This window comes from Labrys sp. WJW (assembly GCF_001676615.1).
GTDB classification, from domain to species: domain Bacteria; phylum Pseudomonadota; class Alphaproteobacteria; order Rhizobiales; family Labraceae; genus Labrys; species Labrys sedimenti.
In genome coordinates this window covers 178,864-193,464 of the sequence record NZ_LYXZ01000056.1, presented here as the reverse complement: position 1 = coordinate 193,464, position 14,601 = coordinate 178,864, and the positions used below count along the sequence as shown (strand labels likewise).

Sequence of the window (14,601 nt, the reverse complement as noted above, 5' to 3'; positions counted from 1 at the left end):
GATGGCGCAGGCGCAAGCGAGATGGGTTCGACGTGCGAATGCATTCCATGGCGGGTAATCTCCATAGGCTGGAGGCCCTTCTTACTGCCATGTTTGCATCGGATGCTTCGGCCGGCATCGAAGCATGCCATATCGGATTGATGCATAGTCACTCCAGAATGAGGACGCCATGCCTGAGATCCCGGATTTTGCCTTCGCCGCATTCTTGGTCGCCGATCCCGCCCGGGCGCTGATGCTGACCGCCTTGCTCGACGGCCGTGCCCTGCCGGCCGGCGAACTGGCCTATGCCGCCCGCATCGCGCCACAAACGGCGAGTTCCCATCTGGCCAAGCTGCTTGCCGGTGGCCTCCTCGCTGTCGAGACGGAAGGGCGCCATCGTTATTATCGTCTCGCCGGCGGCCATGTCGCCGAGGCGCTTGAGCGCCTGTCCGTGCTCGCACCAGACCAGCCGGTCCGGCGCAAGGCGATCAGCGGCAAAGCGCGTGAACTGCGTTATTGCCGGTGTTGCTACGACCATCTGGCCGGGCAGGTGGGCGTCGCCGTGACACAGGGTCTTGTCGGACATGGCTATCTCGTTGCGGCCGCCGACAAGCAGTTTCACATCACGGCCAGCGGCCATGCCTGGTTCAACTCGATCGGCCTCGATGTCGCCGCGCTGAAGCCCGCCGCACGGGGGCTTGCGCGCCAGTGCCTGGATTGGACCGAGCGCAGCCATCATCTCGCCGGCCCGCTCGGTGTCCACCTGCTGAGCACGATGTGCAAGCTGGGATGGCTGCGCCGCCGCAGGGAATCGCGGGCTGTTCAGGTCACGCCCAAGGGCTGGATCGAACTCAGACGACAACTTGGCATCGATCCCGTGTCGAGCCTGGCAGCGTAAGGCTTCCTTTCACAGAACACGGGTCTCTTTCTTCAGGCCATGTGGTCAGGCCACCTAGCCACTTGAATGTTCCGCTGTCGATGATAGGCTCGAAGCGAGCAGAATGACCGGCGAGGCAAAGACCATGCCGTTTCAGGCCGTGGCGTCGCAGAGACTGTTCCAGCAGGTTGCCGAGCAAGTCGTCGGGCTCATCCGCTCGGGCGAATTGCCGCCGGGCACGCGCCTTCCTGCTGAGCGGGACCTCGCCCGCAAGCTGGGCGTCAGTCGGCCCGTGGTGCGCGAAGCGATGATCGCGCTGGAGATTTCCGGCTTCGTCGAAGTGAAGACGGGCACGGGCAGCTATGTCTCCGACGGGTCGCCGCGTGCCGGCGAACTCGGCGATGCCGGCCCAAGTGCCTTCGACCTGCTCGCGGCCCGCCGCATCATCGAGGGCGAGATTGCGGCCACCGCTGCCGAGATGGCCAGACCAGCAGACATCGAGCGTCTCGATCAGGCCCTGGCCTGGTACCGGCAGGAATCTCTCAAGGGTGAAGACTCTTTCGAAGCTGATCGCGCCTTCCATCTGGGCATTGCCGAAGCCACCGGCAATCCGGTGCTCACCCGGACGATGGAGCTCCTGTGGGGCGACATGCGCGGTCGCATCTTCGACCGGCTGGGCGAGTTGACCAAGAACTCCACCAAACTGCGGACCAACATGGCCGATCATCAGGCCATTCGTGACGCCATCGCCGGAGGCGATGGTCATAGCGCGCGCCAGGCCATGCAAGCGCATATCGCCAATGTCGAAACCTATTTCCTGATGGATGCCGCGGAAGACGGCACGACGACACAGACGAGGAACGCCACAGGCGGCACGAGCCGCCGCTAAAGATCAAGAATGGGAGGATGTCATGACTGCTCGGATAACCCGCCGCCAGGCACTCGGCGCCGGCATCGGCTTTGCGGCCCTCGGCATTGCCGGCGCCAAGGCGGAAACCCTGGCCCTGCCGAAATCACCGGTCACACTCAACGTCGTCGATGTCGCCGGCAATCTCGCCCTCACCCAGAAGGCGATCCAGAACTACGCCAAGGCCAAGCCGGACCTGGTGTCGAAGATCAGCTTCACCAAGGCTCCGGCACCGGATCTTCCCGGCAAGCTCAAGGCCCAGCAGGATGCCGGCCGGGTCGACATCGATCTCGTCCTCACCGGCACCGACGCGCTGTCCGCCGGCCTCGACCAGAAGATCTGGGTGCCGCTGCTGCCGGATCTCGCTTCGGCGCTGCCCAAGCTTGATGACGTCCTGCTCGCACCGGCCGCCCGCATGCAGGGGCTGGCGAACGGGGCCGGCGTCGTCATCTCCTATTATCCCTCCGGCCCGCTGCTCGAATACGCACCCGAGCGCGTCTCCCAGCCGCCGAACACGGCGGAGGAACTGCTCGCCTATGCCAAGGTCAACCCGAACCGCTTCATCTATGCCCGCCCCGCCAATTCCGGGCCGGGGCGCACCTTCCTGATGGGGCTGCCCTACATCCTGGGCGACAAGGATCCGAAGGATCCCGTCAATGGCTGGGAGAAGACCTGGGCCTATCTGAAGGAATTGGGGGAAGCCATCGAATATTATCCCACCGGTACGGGCGCGACCATGAAGGAGTTCGGCGAGGGCTCACGCGACATGACCGTGTCCACCACCGGCTGGGACATCAATCCGCGCGTGCTCGGCGTGGTGCCCAAGAGTGCTGCGATCTCGACGCTGAAGGGCTTCCACTGGGTCACCGATGCCCACTATGCCTGCATTCCCAAGGGCCTCGCTCCGGAGAAGGTCGCGGTGCTGCTCGATCTCATCAGTTTCGTGCTGAAGCCGGAGCAGCAGGCCTACACCTACGACGAGGGCTATTTCTATCCAGGACCGGCCGTGAAGAATGTCACGCTCTCCATGGCGCCGGAGGAGAGCCAGGCCGCCATCGCCGAGTTCGGCAGGCCGGAATATGAAAAGCTGATTACCGACATTCCCACCGAACTGCCGCTCGATCCGGCCAAGATGGTGGTGGCGTTCAACATGTGGGACAAGCAGATCGGCGCCGCCAAAACCAAGTGAGATTCGGACCAAAGTGAAACTCGAGCCGGAAGAGCCCGGCTTCGCGCGTTGCGGCGGAGGTCCACGATCCTCTTCAGGATCCGGCCCGGCCTCCCCGCTTTCACCATTCCGGGCATAGCGGCAGGTTCGATGTCAGCACTGAGCAATTTCAGCCATTTGAGGCTCGACCAGGTCGGACGCGACTTCGGGGCCATGAATGCCCTGAAGGACCTGTCCTTCACGGTTCAGCGCGGCGAATTCATCGCCCTGCTCGGTCCTTCGGGCTGCGGCAAGTCGACCGCGCTCAACTGCATCGCCGGCCTGCTTCCGACCACGCGCGGCTCGATCTGGCTCGACGACAGGCGCATCGATACGCTCGGTCCGGAAGATCGCGGCTTCGGCATGGTGTTCCAGAATTACGCTTTGTTTCCGCATATGAGCGTCAGGGACAATGTCGGCTTCGGCCTGCGCATGCGTGGCGTGGCACGAGAGCGGGCTTCAGCCCGCATCGGTGATGCGCTGGCGACGGTCAGGCTCACCGACCAGGCCGCCAAGCTGCCAGGCCAATTGTCGGGCGGGCAGCAGCAGCGCGTTGCCATCGCCCGCGCCATCGCGGTCGAGCCACCCCTGGTGTTGATGGACGAGCCTCTCTCCAATCTCGATGCCAAGCTCCGCCTGGAAATGCGTCAGGAAATCCGCCGCATCCATGCCGGCCTCGGTTCGATCACGCTCTATGTCACCCACGACCAGGACGAGGCGCTTTCGCTGGCTGATCGCATCATCGTGCTGCGTGACGGCGCGATCCGCCAGATCGGCACGCCGGAGGATCTCTATCAACGACCCGCGACGCTGGATGTCGCGGAGTTCATGGGGTTCCGCAACCGCCTGCCGGGCACAGTCATTGCCTCGTCGGAGGAAAGCGTAGCCCTGGAGATCGCTGGCGAACGGATCGAGGGCGTTGCTCGCCAGGCGCTGGCCGGCCCGAGCGCGGTCGCGGCCATTCGCCCGGACGATCTGATTGCCGGCGAACAGGGGTTCCCCGCCGTGGTGGAGATCTGCGAATATCGTGGCCACGCCTTCTTCGGGGCCGCCAGGGGACCGGCCGGCGAGGAGCTCTTCTTCAGGGCCCGGCAGCGCATGCGGCCGGGCGAACAGGTGCATCTGAAAGCCGATCCGTCACGCGTGCTGGTCTTCAACGAGGGCGCACGATGAGCGCCCCTCCCGCCACCGGCCTGAAGACACGCCTCGCCGCCCGCGGTATCGACGGCGTGACGCTGCTCGCCCTGCCGGCCGTGCTGTTCCTGCTGGCCCTGTTCATCTATCCCTTCTTCTATGGGCTGTGGCTGTCATTCCAGCCCAAGGATGGCTCGACCTTGGGCAATTACATTGCCTTCTTCAGCGATCCCGCACTCTACGGCACCATCGCCACCACCTTGTGGATCGCGGTGCCGGCCACTTTGTTCAACCTGCTTGCCGCCATACCGGTGGCCTTCAGGGTGCGCCTGCTCGACAACCAGCGCCTGCTCACCACCATCCTGGTGCTGCCGATCACCCTCGGCACCGTGCTGGTGGCGGAAGGCCTGCTCAACTATCTCGGGCCGCAAGGCTGGTTCAACCGGGCGCTCATCCTGGTGGGTATCGGCCCCGTCAAGCTGGTCCACAATTACTGGGGCGTATTCCTGTCGCTGGTGATCACCGGCTTCCCGTTCACCTTCCTGCTGACGCTCTCCTATGTCACCGGCATCGATCCGGCCCTGGAGAATGCCGCGGCAACCCTGGGCGCCAGACCGGCCGCCCGCTTTCGCCACATCTTCCTGCCGCTGCTGCTACCCGGCCTCGCCGTGACCTTCTGTCTGAGTTTCGTACAGGCCTTCTCCGTCTATCCGTCGGCCGTGATGCTCGGCGCGCCGGCAGGTCCCACCCGGGTCATCACCATTCCGGCCTACCAGGCCGCCACCGAGCTCTACGACTATTCGATGGCCTCGGCGATCGCCATGATCATGGGCGCGATCCTGCTGGTCGTCATCGCCATCGTGCTCGGCCTCCGCTCCCTGGCCTATCGCGGGCCGGCCGGCGGCGGCAAGGGTTAGGAGCACGATCATGGTCCGCCAGATTTCCCGCCCGCTTTCGGAACGCCTGTGGTCCACGGCCGTCTGGGTCCTCACCATCTTCTTTGTCCTCAACCTCCTCGCCGTCATCGCCGCGGTGATCGTCAGTTCCTTCTCGACGCGCTGGCTGGGCACCTGGCTGCCGCAGGGCTGGACTGGCCGCTGGTACAATTCGGCCTGGGAGGAGTTCCAGCTCGGCGGCGTGCTTCTCGTCACCTTTCAGGTCGTCTTCGGCGTGGTGCTGCTATCCGCCGTGATCGGCATTCCCGCCGCCTATGCCCTGGCGCGGCGCGATTTTCCGGGCAAGAAGCTGGTGACATTGCTGTTCCTGCTGCCCTTGCTGGTACCGCCCGTCACCTATGGCATTCCGCTGACGACGGTTCTCTACAAGGCCGGGCTCGGTAGTACGCTGGCCGGCGTGATCATCGCCAACCTCGTGCCTGCCCTGCCCTTCGTCATCCTGGTGATGATTCCCTTCGTCGAGCAGATCGATCCGCGCCTGGAGGCAGCGGCTCGGGTCTTCGGCGCCCGTACCGGCTCGGTGTTCCGGCATGTGCTGATCCCGCTGCTGCTGCCCGGGGCGCTCGCGGCCCTTCTCCTGGTGCTGGTACGCACCATCGCGATGTTCGAGCTGACCTTCCTGATCGCGGGTTCCGACAGCCAGACGCTGGTCGTCTCGCTCTATGCCGCAGTCACCGCGTCCGGGGTCAGGGCGCCGCAATCGGTCGATGCCATGGCCGTCATCTACATGCTGAGCACGCTGGTCTGGCTGGTCATCGCCCTTCGCTTCATCAATCCGACACAAATGGTGACGCGGGTGAAGAAAGCCCCTGCCCGCTGATCCCATGGAGCCTACAATTTCTTGACCAGCCTCAAGCTCTCGGTGGCAAAACCGTTTCTTTCATAGAAAAGCCGGGCGCGATGATTGCTGGCAAAGACGTCGAGGGACAAGGCGGCATAGCCCTGTTCTCGCGCCCAGTCCTCTGCCGCGGCGAGCAACTGCTTCGCCACGCCCATGCCCTCGGCCGCCTCGGTGACGGCCAGAAGTGCCACATAGCCGATCTCCCGGCCGGTTATGCCGTCGGTCCCCGGCAGGGCATGCAGGAAGCCAAGGCCGGCACCGACGGCATCCTCGGCGATCAGGCTCAGGCTTCCTTCCTCGGGCTCCCTGAGATTGGCAGCGGAAAAGGCATCCTGGAACGTCCGAATGTCGGCCTGTTCGTGCAGTCCGGTTTCGATGACAGCCGCAAGGCGATGGCCGAGACCGAGCATGAAGCTCAAATCCCTCTCCCCCTCCGCCTTGCGGATGCGCACGTTCATCAACGATAGGCGGAGGCGATGCCGAGAAAGTCCTCTGCCTTGAGCGAGGCGCCGCCGACCAGCGCGCCATCGACATTGTCGACACCCATCAGCTCGGCCGCATTGGAAGGCTTGACCGAGCCGCCATAGAGGACGCGGACGTCATTGCCCTCTTCGCCAAGCGCCTTCACCAGGCGCGCGCGGATGAAATCATGCACCTGTTTCACGTCCGCCGCCGTAGGCGTCAGGCCCGTGCCGATCGCCCATACGGGCTCGTAAGCGATCACGGTGTTGGCAGCATTGGCACCCGACGGCAGGGAACCCGCAAGCTGGCTGCCCACCACATCGAGGGTCTTGCCCGATTCGCGTTCCGCGCGGGTCTCGCCGATGCAGACGATGGCAACGAGGCCGGCGCGCAAGGCTGCCTCGGCCTTTGCCTTGACCGTCGCGTCGGTCTCGCCGTGATCGGTACGACGCTCGGAATGGCCGACGATGACATAGGTCGCACCGGCATCCTTCAGCATTTCGGCGGAGATGTCGCCGGTATGGGCGCCCGAGGGCTTGGCGTGGCAATCCTGTGCCCCGATCTTGATATGCTGCCCCGCCGCCTGCGCCGCAAAGCGCGAAACCAGCGTAAAGGGCGGGCAGACCAGCACCTCGGCGGCACCGGCTTCGCCGGCTGCGACACCGGTCGCAATGGCCTCGAGCTCGGCGACCCCCTTGGTAAGGCCGTTCATCTTCCAATTGCCAGCGACGAGCGGGCGCGGCCGGTTTGCTGTCATCTTGCTGATCCTCTTTCTATCAAACAGGATTGCCGAGACTGCTCGGCAGGACGGGCTCGGAAATCCTGTCGCCTGTCGAGGCCTGCGCCGGGAAACTCCGCTTGGGCCGCCCTCGATGCGCCGACTTCATCTGGCGTGCTTAGCAACCCCGTTCCCGTGGAGCAAGGCGTGGGTGCTGCAAGAAACCCGTGGCCGCGCCATTGCGACGCCACGAGCTCGTCCCTATGATGCGCCGCTTTTCGTGCGCCGCCCCTTACGGGAACGTTCATGCGGCCCGAAGCGGCGTAGAAACGATGCGGGGTTTCCCGGGGTCTCCGAAACGAGCCTGGAAAATCCCTTTGCCTTGATGGAACCAAGACACCGATGCTGAGCTCATTCCGCGAAGTTATGACCAAGGGGCCCGCCAAGATCATCACGGCGGGGGTCATGTTCCTCCTGAGCGGCAGCTTCGCCTTATGGGGTGTCGAAGGCTGGCTGCAAGGGCGCAGCAATTCCGATGTCGCCACTGTCGGCGGTTCCACGATTTCCGCCAATACCTATAGCGAAGCCTATCGTGCGCGAACCTTGCAGATCACCCGCGCCACCGGCAAGGCGGTCACCCCCGACCTCGCCCGCACCTTCGGCCTCGACAAGCAGGTTCTCAACGGCTTGATTTCGGAAAAGGCCATGGATGTGCAGGCCGCCAAGCTTGGGCTCGGCCTCGATCCTCAAGCCATGGTCCGGACCGTGATGAACGATCCCGACTTCCAGGTCTCCACCCCCGGCAAGCCGCCCGTCTTCGACGCCAATGCCTTCCGCCAGATGCTCGAAAACAACGGCATGAACGAGGAGATGTTCTTCGCCCGTCAGCGCGAGGTCTATGTCCGCGGCCAGATCGACCAGGGCCTGACGGCCGGCGGCCCAGTCCCGCAAGCCCTCCTGCAGGCTGCCGCACGATACGAGCAGGAAAAACGCAATACCTCCTATTTCGTGCTGCCGCAGAGCAGCGTGGGTGACATTGCCCCGCCCGATGCCGCCAAGCTGCAGGCCTATTACGACGAGAACAAGGGTACCTTCCGCACCAAGGAACTGCGCAGCCTGAGCTACATACTCGTGACGCCAGCCGACCTGAGCGGCCGGGCCACCGTCACCGATGCCGACGTCCAGGCCGCTTTCGACAAGGACAAAGCCGGCTCGGCGGCACTGGAGCAGCGCACCGTCGAACAGATCGCCTTCCCTTCGCTGGATGAGGCCAAGGCCGCCGCCGCCCGAATCGCTTCGGGCCAGATCACCTTCGAGGGCCTGGTCACCGAGCGCAAGCTCAAGCCCGAGGACATCGATCTAGGCACCGTGTCCAAGCGCCAGCTCAGCGACCAGAAGGTCGCGGACGCTGCGTTCGCCCTGAAGGAGGGCGCCACGTCGGAGGCTGTGCAGGGCAATCTCGCCAACGTCATCGTCAAGGTCACCAAGATCGTCGATGCCAAGATCGTCCTGCGCGGGGAACTGGAGCGCCAAAGGGCATCGGAGACCGCCAAGAATCTGCGTGACTCCATTGAAGACGAACGCATGGGCGGCGCCCCGCTCAAGGATATCGCCGCCAAACTCAAGCTGCAGGCCGTGACGCTGCCGCCGGTCGATGCCCAGGGCCGTGACGCCGAGGGCAAGCCGGTTGCTGTTCCGCTCGCCACCCAGGTCCTGCCCGCTCTCTTCACGGCCGAACCGGGTTCCGATCCCGAAGCCGTCGACGGCCGCGACGAAGGCCTGATGTGGTTCTCGCTGGACAGCGTGGTTCCGGCCCGCGACCGCACGCTCGACGAAGCCAAGAACGAGGTGATCGCCTCCTGGACCGCGGATCAGAAAGTTGCCAAGCTCAAGGAGAAGGCCGACGAACTGGTGACCCAGCTGCAGGGCGGCAAGTCGCTCGAGGACACCGCCAAGAGCCTGAACCTGCAGGTCACGCCGGCCTGGGATCTCACCCGCAACGGCCAGAGCCAGCCCGTGCCTCCAGCGGTCGTCACTGCCGTGTTCGCCACCCCGCTCAAGGGCTTCGGAACGGCGCTTGCCGCCAACGGCACCGATCGAATCATCTTCCACGTCGAGGACAACGTGATCCCTGAGCTCGATGCCAAGGCTCCGCAGACCGAAGCGCTGTCCAAGCAGCTCGCGACCGGCATCAGCCAGGATCTGATGACGGAATACGTCAAGAAGGTCGAAGACCAGCTCGGCGTGGCCATCAACCAGACCAATGTCGACCGCGTCGTCGGCACCGGCAGCCTCTGAGTCGCCAGCATGCTCCTCGAACCTTCCTTCGAAGCCTTCTCGGCTGCCTACGCGGCCGGCAAGGCGCAGATCCTGACACTGACGCTGGTCGGCGACCTGGAGACGCCGGTTTCAGCCTTCATGAAGCTGGCGGGCGACAGGCCCAACGCCTTCCTCCTGGAATCGGTTGAAGGCGGCGCCACGCGCGGGCGCTATTCCATGATCGGCCTGGAGCCCGACCTGATCTGGCGCTGCCAGGACGGCAAGGCCTCGATCAACCGCCATTTACCGGACCAGACCTTCGAAGCGCTGGACGGCCACCCGTTCGACACGCTGCGGGCCCTGATCGCGGAAAGCCGGATCGAGCTGCCCGAAGGCGCCCCCCCGATGGCGGCTGGCCTGTTCGGCTATCTCGGCTATGACATGGTACGGCTGGTGGAGGAGCTTCCCGCCGCCAAGCCCGATCCTATCGGCATTCCCGACGCGATCTTGATGCGCCCCACGCTGATGGTGGTGTTCGACGCCGTGCGCGACGCCATCACGGCCGTGACGCCGGTGCGCCCGCAAGCAGACGTCACGGCCAAGCAGGCTTATCTGCGCGCCGAGCAGCGGCTGATGACCATCGTCGACGGTCTGGACCGCCCGACACCCAAGCTTGCAGAGACCGTCGATCTCGACGCCCTGCACGCCCAGCAGGTTTCCAACACCTCGGAGGCCGACTATCTGGCGATGGTGGCCCGCGCCAAGGAGTACATCAAGGCCGGCGACATCTTCCAGGTCGTGCTGTCGCAGCGCTTCAGCGCGCCATTCCAGCTACCGCCCTTCTCGCTCTATCGTGCCTTGCGCCGCATCAACCCGGCTCCCTTCCTGGTCTACCTGCAGCTCGACGGCTTTTCCGTGGTCTGCTCCAGCCCGGAAATCCTGGTCCGGCTGCGCGAGGGCAAGGTCACGGTCCGGCCCATCGCCGGCACCCGCCCGCGCGGCAAGACCAAGGCCGAGGACGATGCGCTGGCCGAATCGCTGCTCAACGATCCCAAGGAACTGGCCGAACATCTCATGCTGCTCGATCTCGGGCGTAACGATGTCGGCCATGTCTCGGCGGTCGGCAGCGTGAGCGTGACCGATCGCTTCTTCATCGAGCGCTACAGCCATGTGATGCACATCGTCTCGAATGTCGAGGGCAGCATCGGCCCGGGCCACGACGCACTCGATGCGCTGGCGGCGGGCTTTCCGGCCGGTACGGTCTCGGGCGCGCCCAAGGTCCGCGCCATGCAAATCATCGATGAGCTCGAAAAGGACAAGCGCGGCCTCTACGCCGGCGCCATCGGCTATTTCGGCGCGGACGGCCAGATGGATACCTGCATCGTGCTGCGCACGGCCCTGGTCAAGGACGGCACCATGCATGTCCAGTCCGGGGCCGGCATCGTCTATGACAGCGTGCCCAGCAGCGAACATGCCGAGTGCGTCAACAAGGCCAAGGCCCTGTTCCGTGCTGCCGAGGAAGCCGTCCGCTTCGCCGGCCAGCCCGGCCGGGGACAGTAAGGCAGGCGGACCGCATCCATGGCTATGGCGTTTTGCGATTTGACGGAATCATCTCGAATCGCAAAGACGCGTCGGAACAAGGAGCTAGAGCAAATGGGCGTTCACACTTGAACGCATTTTGCTCTAGCTGGCCTGGTGCCCGGCGATCGGCCCTGCTGACCTTTGCGGCCGCCTATGTCGTGCTGTTCGCAGACTTCTATCTATACCTCTGTCCAGGCGGCTTGCAGGCCATCGCCTTGATGCTGGCTATTGCGCTGCCGGCCCTGGGCGCGGCCTATGGCATTTTCTTCTTCCATTGGCTCTTCGAGAGTGAGCGCTCTGCCCCCTATGCCGACTACGGTTTCGGCATCTGGCTGGTCTCCTCGCTCGCCTCGCTGATCTACATGGCCGTCTTCGCCGGCCTTGGAGCGCTGCTGCCCTATGGCCTGGAGAGGCTCGAACTGTTCGGGAACACCGTGCAGATGATCGCCTCACGCATGACCCTGGCCTCGGACTATTTCGAGCCCGTCGTGGGTCGCAATCTCGCGCTCTTCGTGCTGCTGGAGGTTTTTGCCTGCGCCTACGGCAAGAAGGAAGGCATGCGGGTTCGCGCATCCCATCGGAACGCGGGTCCGGAGCGGTTCGACCCCTGATCCAAAACCTGCCTCAAGGTGCGACGATCAGTAGGACATAGGCGACGAAAATCACCAGATGCGCAAGGCCTGTCAGAAGCGTCGTACGTCCCGTGCCGAAACTGACGACACCCATGGCGAGGGCAAGAAGGAGCAAGATCGTATCGCCTGCATTGAGGCCGAGGGTCAGTGGACGTCCCGTGATGAGGCTTGCCGCCACGACTGCTGGAATAGTCAGACCTATGGTTGCACAAGCCGAGCCCAGGGCGACGTTCAGCCCCCGTTGCAGCTCGTTCTTGAACGATGCTTTTATGGCGGAGATTGCTTCCGGCATCAGGGTGACAAGCGCAATCCCCGCGCCGACAATCGCGTCGGACTGCGTGATTTCGAGATAGCTAAGTCCGTCCTCCACACCAGCTGCTACCTGTTCCGTCAGTAGGACGATGCCCCCTAATCCCAAGAGCAGCAGGACAAGATGCGTCAGCAGGGAGTAGGCGATGGCAAGATGTTCGCCCTGCACTTCCTCCAATGCACGAACCTCCGAAAAATCCTCCTTCTGGCCGTAGCTTTGCGCGAAAATGAAACTGCCATATAGCAGAATCGAAAGCACACCGACGAAAACAAGCTGTATGGATGAAAAAGTCCCGGGTGCCGTCGACAGGGTGTAATTGGGCAGAACCATCGTCAACACGGTGAGCGCGACAAGAACGGAGAGAAAAGCACTCGTTCCCTGTCTCCTGATATCCTGTCGGTTATGCCGCCATCCCCCCACCGTCAGCGCTATCCCGACGATGCCGCAACAAACGATCATCACGGTGGAAAAGACCGACTCACGTGCCAATGTTGGATTATTGCTGCCATGAAGCATCATTGAAACGATGATCGATACTTCAATGGTCGTTACCGCGAAGGTAAGAACCAATGTACCGTAAGGTTGTCCGACACGGTGTGCTATCGCTTCGGCATGATGCAAGGCCGCAAATACGGTCACCAGGACAAGACCGATCGAAATAGAATTCAAAACAATGACAATTGCAAAGTCGCCTTGTCCCACTGCAAGCACATTGGACTGAAAGATCAGTGCGACCATAAAACAGACGACAGGCAGGACCCATGTCCATGAAGTTGTTCGGCGTAGGAATGTATCAAGCACGAGGGGCACCGAAGTTGTACTTTGCAAAAAGGCAACCATAGTCACATATCACATCATCGAAACGATTTCGGTAGATAAGCGGTCGTCCAGAAGCTTTCGACGAAGCGCCAGTTCATCAAGGGTTGGCGCCCATGCGACGAAAGCGGCATCGCCGAGATGCTTGGCTTTGAGTGGGCGAGAGCTCGCTGCGCGCATCTCCGAACCTGCTAGCTCTGGAAAGATCGCTATCCCGGAACCGCTTGACCCGCTGCCTCCTGACGCCTAGTCGTGATGGCTTCAAAGGAGGCTAGAGCCGTGACGACAGACCGTTCCATGACCGTGACGCTGATCGACAATTATGACAGCTTCACCTGGAACCTCTGGCATTATCTCGGCCAGCTGGGTTGCACCGTCACGGTCCATCGCAACGACAAGGTCAGCGCCGACGAGGTGATTGCCGCCGCGCCCGATGCGATCGTGCTCTCCCCCGGCCCCTGCACGCCCACCGAGGCCGGTATCTGCTGCGAATTGATCGAGAAGGCCAAGGACCGGATCCCTCTCTTCGGCGTCTGCCTCGGGCACCAGGCCATCGGCCAGGTCTTCGGCGGCGACATCGTGCGCCTCGCCGTTCCCATGCATGGCAAGATCTCCTCGATCGACCATCGTGGCCGCGGCGTCTTCAGGGGTCTGAACGGCCCGTTCATGGGCACGCGCTATCACTCGCTCGTGGTCAAGCGCGACAGCTTGCCGACCGATCTCGAGGTTACCGCCGAGACGGATGACGGCGTCATCATGGGCCTGCAGCACAAGAGCGCGCCACTGCATGGCGTCCAGTTCCATCCGGAGTCGATCATGTCCGACCATGGTCACCGCATCCTCCAGAACTTCCTGGAGCTGGCGGCGGAATGGAATGCCAAGCATCGGACCCTCGAAAGCGAGCATGTGTGATGGACGGTTTCAAGCCTTATATCGGCAAGGCCGCCGCCGGGTCGCTCACGCGCGACGAAGCGGCTGAAGCCTTCGACCTCCTGCTCTCCGGGCAAGCGACGCCCTCGCAGATCGGCGGCTTCCTGATGGCGCTCAGGGTCCGCGGGGAAACACCGGACGAGATGGCCGGCGCCGTGAGTGCCATGCGCGCCAAGATGCTGACGGTGGAAGCCCCCGAGGATGCCGTCGACATCGTCGGCACTGGGGGCGACGCCTCCGGCTCCTACAATGTCTCGACCGCCGCCTCTCTGATCGTGGCCGGCGCGGGCGTAAAGGTTGCCAAACATGGCAATCGCGCGCTCTCCTCCAAATCCGGCGCCGCCGATGTTCTGACAGCGCTCGGGGTCAACATCGAACTCAGACCGGAAGACATCGCACGCTGTATCGCCTTGGCTGGCGTCGGGTTCATGTTCGCACCCGCTCATCACGGCGCGATGAGACATGTCGGCCCCACCCGCGTCGAACTCGGCACACGCACGATCTTCAACCTGCTGGGACCGCTCTCCAACCCCGCCGGCGTCAAGCGGCAACTGCTCGGCGTCTATGCCCGCCAATGGCTTCAGCCGATGGTGGAGGTGCTCAAGACCCTGGGATCGACGCGTATCGTCGCCGTGCATGGCAGCGACGGGCTCGACGAGATCACCACCACCGGGCCCACCGAGATCGTCTCGCTGGAGAATGGCGAGATCAGCCACGGTGTCATCACGCCTGAGGAAGTCGGCCTGCGGGTAGCCACCCCCGACGATCTGAAGGGGGGCGACGCCGCCCACAACGCAGTGGCGCTGCGGGCCGTGCTCGAAGGCGAGAAGACGCCCTATCGCGATATCGCCCTCCTCAATGCCGGTGCTGCCTTGCTGGTGGCAGGGCGGGTGCGGACCCTGGACGACGGGGTAGCCCTCGCCCGCGAATCCGTCGACCAGGGCAAGGCCCTGGCAACGCTCAACCGTTTGGTTGAAGTTTCCAACGCGTGA

General features: G+C 63.6%; 14 protein-coding genes. 11 read left to right on the top strand and 3 right to left on the bottom strand.

The genetic code is table 11. From position 1 onward, the window contains the following. The first annotated feature begins 169 nt into the window (after nucleotides 1–169). The 6 genes from BA190_RS28900 to BA190_RS28875 all read left to right on the top strand — a co-directional run bounded on the left by BA190_RS28900 (nucleotide 170) and on the right by BA190_RS28875 (nucleotide 5,880). Nucleotides 170–877 carry a helix-turn-helix transcriptional regulator gene (locus tag BA190_RS28900; RefSeq protein WP_068296145.1) on the top strand — a complete coding sequence of 236 codons (708 nt, stop codon included), beginning with the start codon at nucleotides 170–172 and terminating at the stop codon, nucleotides 875–877. Nucleotides 878–1,001: 124 nt separating this feature from the next. Beyond that, a complete protein-coding gene (locus BA190_RS28895; RefSeq protein ID WP_210185281.1) occupies nucleotides 1,002–1,745 on the top strand; it encodes a FadR/GntR family transcriptional regulator in 744 nt (247 codons plus the stop codon). A 22-nt stretch (nucleotides 1,746–1,767) separates the two neighbouring features. After that, complete coding sequence (locus BA190_RS28890) at nucleotides 1,768–2,952, top strand: extracellular solute-binding protein (RefSeq protein ID WP_068296139.1); 1,185 nt, start codon at nucleotides 1,768–1,770, stop codon at nucleotides 2,950–2,952. A 129-nt stretch (nucleotides 2,953–3,081) separates the two neighbouring features. Next, entirely contained in the window at nucleotides 3,082–4,143 is a 1,062-nt protein-coding gene (locus tag BA190_RS28885) for an ABC transporter ATP-binding protein (RefSeq protein WP_068296136.1), read from the top strand. Beyond that, nucleotides 4,140–5,021, top strand: a complete 882-nt coding sequence (locus tag BA190_RS28880; protein ID WP_068296133.1) for an ABC transporter permease — start codon at nucleotides 4,140–4,142, stop codon at nucleotides 5,019–5,021. The genes BA190_RS28885 and BA190_RS28880 overlap by 4 nt, the downstream gene beginning before the upstream one ends. 10 nt (nucleotides 5,022–5,031) lie before the next feature. Next, complete coding sequence (locus BA190_RS28875; RefSeq protein ID WP_068296130.1) at nucleotides 5,032–5,880, top strand: ABC transporter permease; 849 nt, start codon at nucleotides 5,032–5,034, stop codon at nucleotides 5,878–5,880. An 11-nt stretch (nucleotides 5,881–5,891) separates the two neighbouring features. On the opposite strand, the gene BA190_RS28870 is transcribed toward BA190_RS28875, so the two are convergent. Together BA190_RS28870 and tpiA are read right to left on the bottom strand one after the other, a co-directional pair. Further along, a complete protein-coding gene (locus BA190_RS28870) occupies nucleotides 5,892–6,311 on the bottom strand; it encodes an N-acetyltransferase (protein ID WP_245314989.1) in 420 nt (139 codons plus the stop codon). A gap of 47 nt (nucleotides 6,312–6,358) precedes the next feature. Further along, nucleotides 6,359–7,120 carry a triose-phosphate isomerase gene (gene tpiA, locus BA190_RS28865; protein ID WP_068296124.1) on the bottom strand — a complete coding sequence of 254 codons (762 nt, stop codon included), beginning with the start codon at nucleotides 7,118–7,120 and terminating at the stop codon, nucleotides 6,359–6,361. A 363-nt stretch (nucleotides 7,121–7,483) separates the two neighbouring features. Between tpiA and BA190_RS28860 the strand changes: the two genes are divergently transcribed. From BA190_RS28860 to BA190_RS28850, 3 genes are all read left to right on the top strand, one after another. Then, entirely contained in the window at nucleotides 7,484–9,379 is a 1,896-nt protein-coding gene (locus BA190_RS28860) for a peptidylprolyl isomerase (RefSeq protein ID WP_068296118.1), read from the top strand. A gap of 9 nt (nucleotides 9,380–9,388) precedes the next feature. Next, entirely contained in the window at nucleotides 9,389–10,900 is a 1,512-nt protein-coding gene (gene trpE, locus BA190_RS28855) for an anthranilate synthase component I (protein WP_068296117.1), read from the top strand. Nucleotides 10,901–11,007: 107 nt separating this feature from the next. Further along, nucleotides 11,008–11,532, top strand: coding sequence for a hypothetical protein (locus tag BA190_RS28850; protein WP_068296116.1), 525 nt, complete (start codon nucleotides 11,008–11,010; stop codon nucleotides 11,530–11,532). A gap of 13 nt (nucleotides 11,533–11,545) precedes the next feature. Here the strand turns inward: BA190_RS28850 and BA190_RS28845 are convergent, their stop codons facing one another. Then, entirely contained in the window at nucleotides 11,546–12,703 is a 1,158-nt protein-coding gene (locus BA190_RS28845; protein ID WP_082980101.1) for a calcium:proton antiporter, read from the bottom strand. Nucleotides 12,704–12,976: 273 nt separating this feature from the next. Here BA190_RS28845 and BA190_RS28840 point away from each other — a divergent pair, with 273 nt between their 5' ends. Beyond that, nucleotides 12,977–13,591, top strand: a complete 615-nt coding sequence (locus BA190_RS28840) for an aminodeoxychorismate/anthranilate synthase component II (RefSeq protein WP_068296108.1) — start codon at nucleotides 12,977–12,979, stop codon at nucleotides 13,589–13,591. Continuing rightward, nucleotides 13,591–14,601 carry an anthranilate phosphoribosyltransferase gene (gene trpD / locus BA190_RS28835; RefSeq protein ID WP_068296102.1) on the top strand — a complete coding sequence of 337 codons (1,011 nt, stop codon included), beginning with the start codon at nucleotides 13,591–13,593 and terminating at the stop codon, nucleotides 14,599–14,601. Before BA190_RS28840 ends, trpD begins: the two co-directional genes overlap by 1 nt.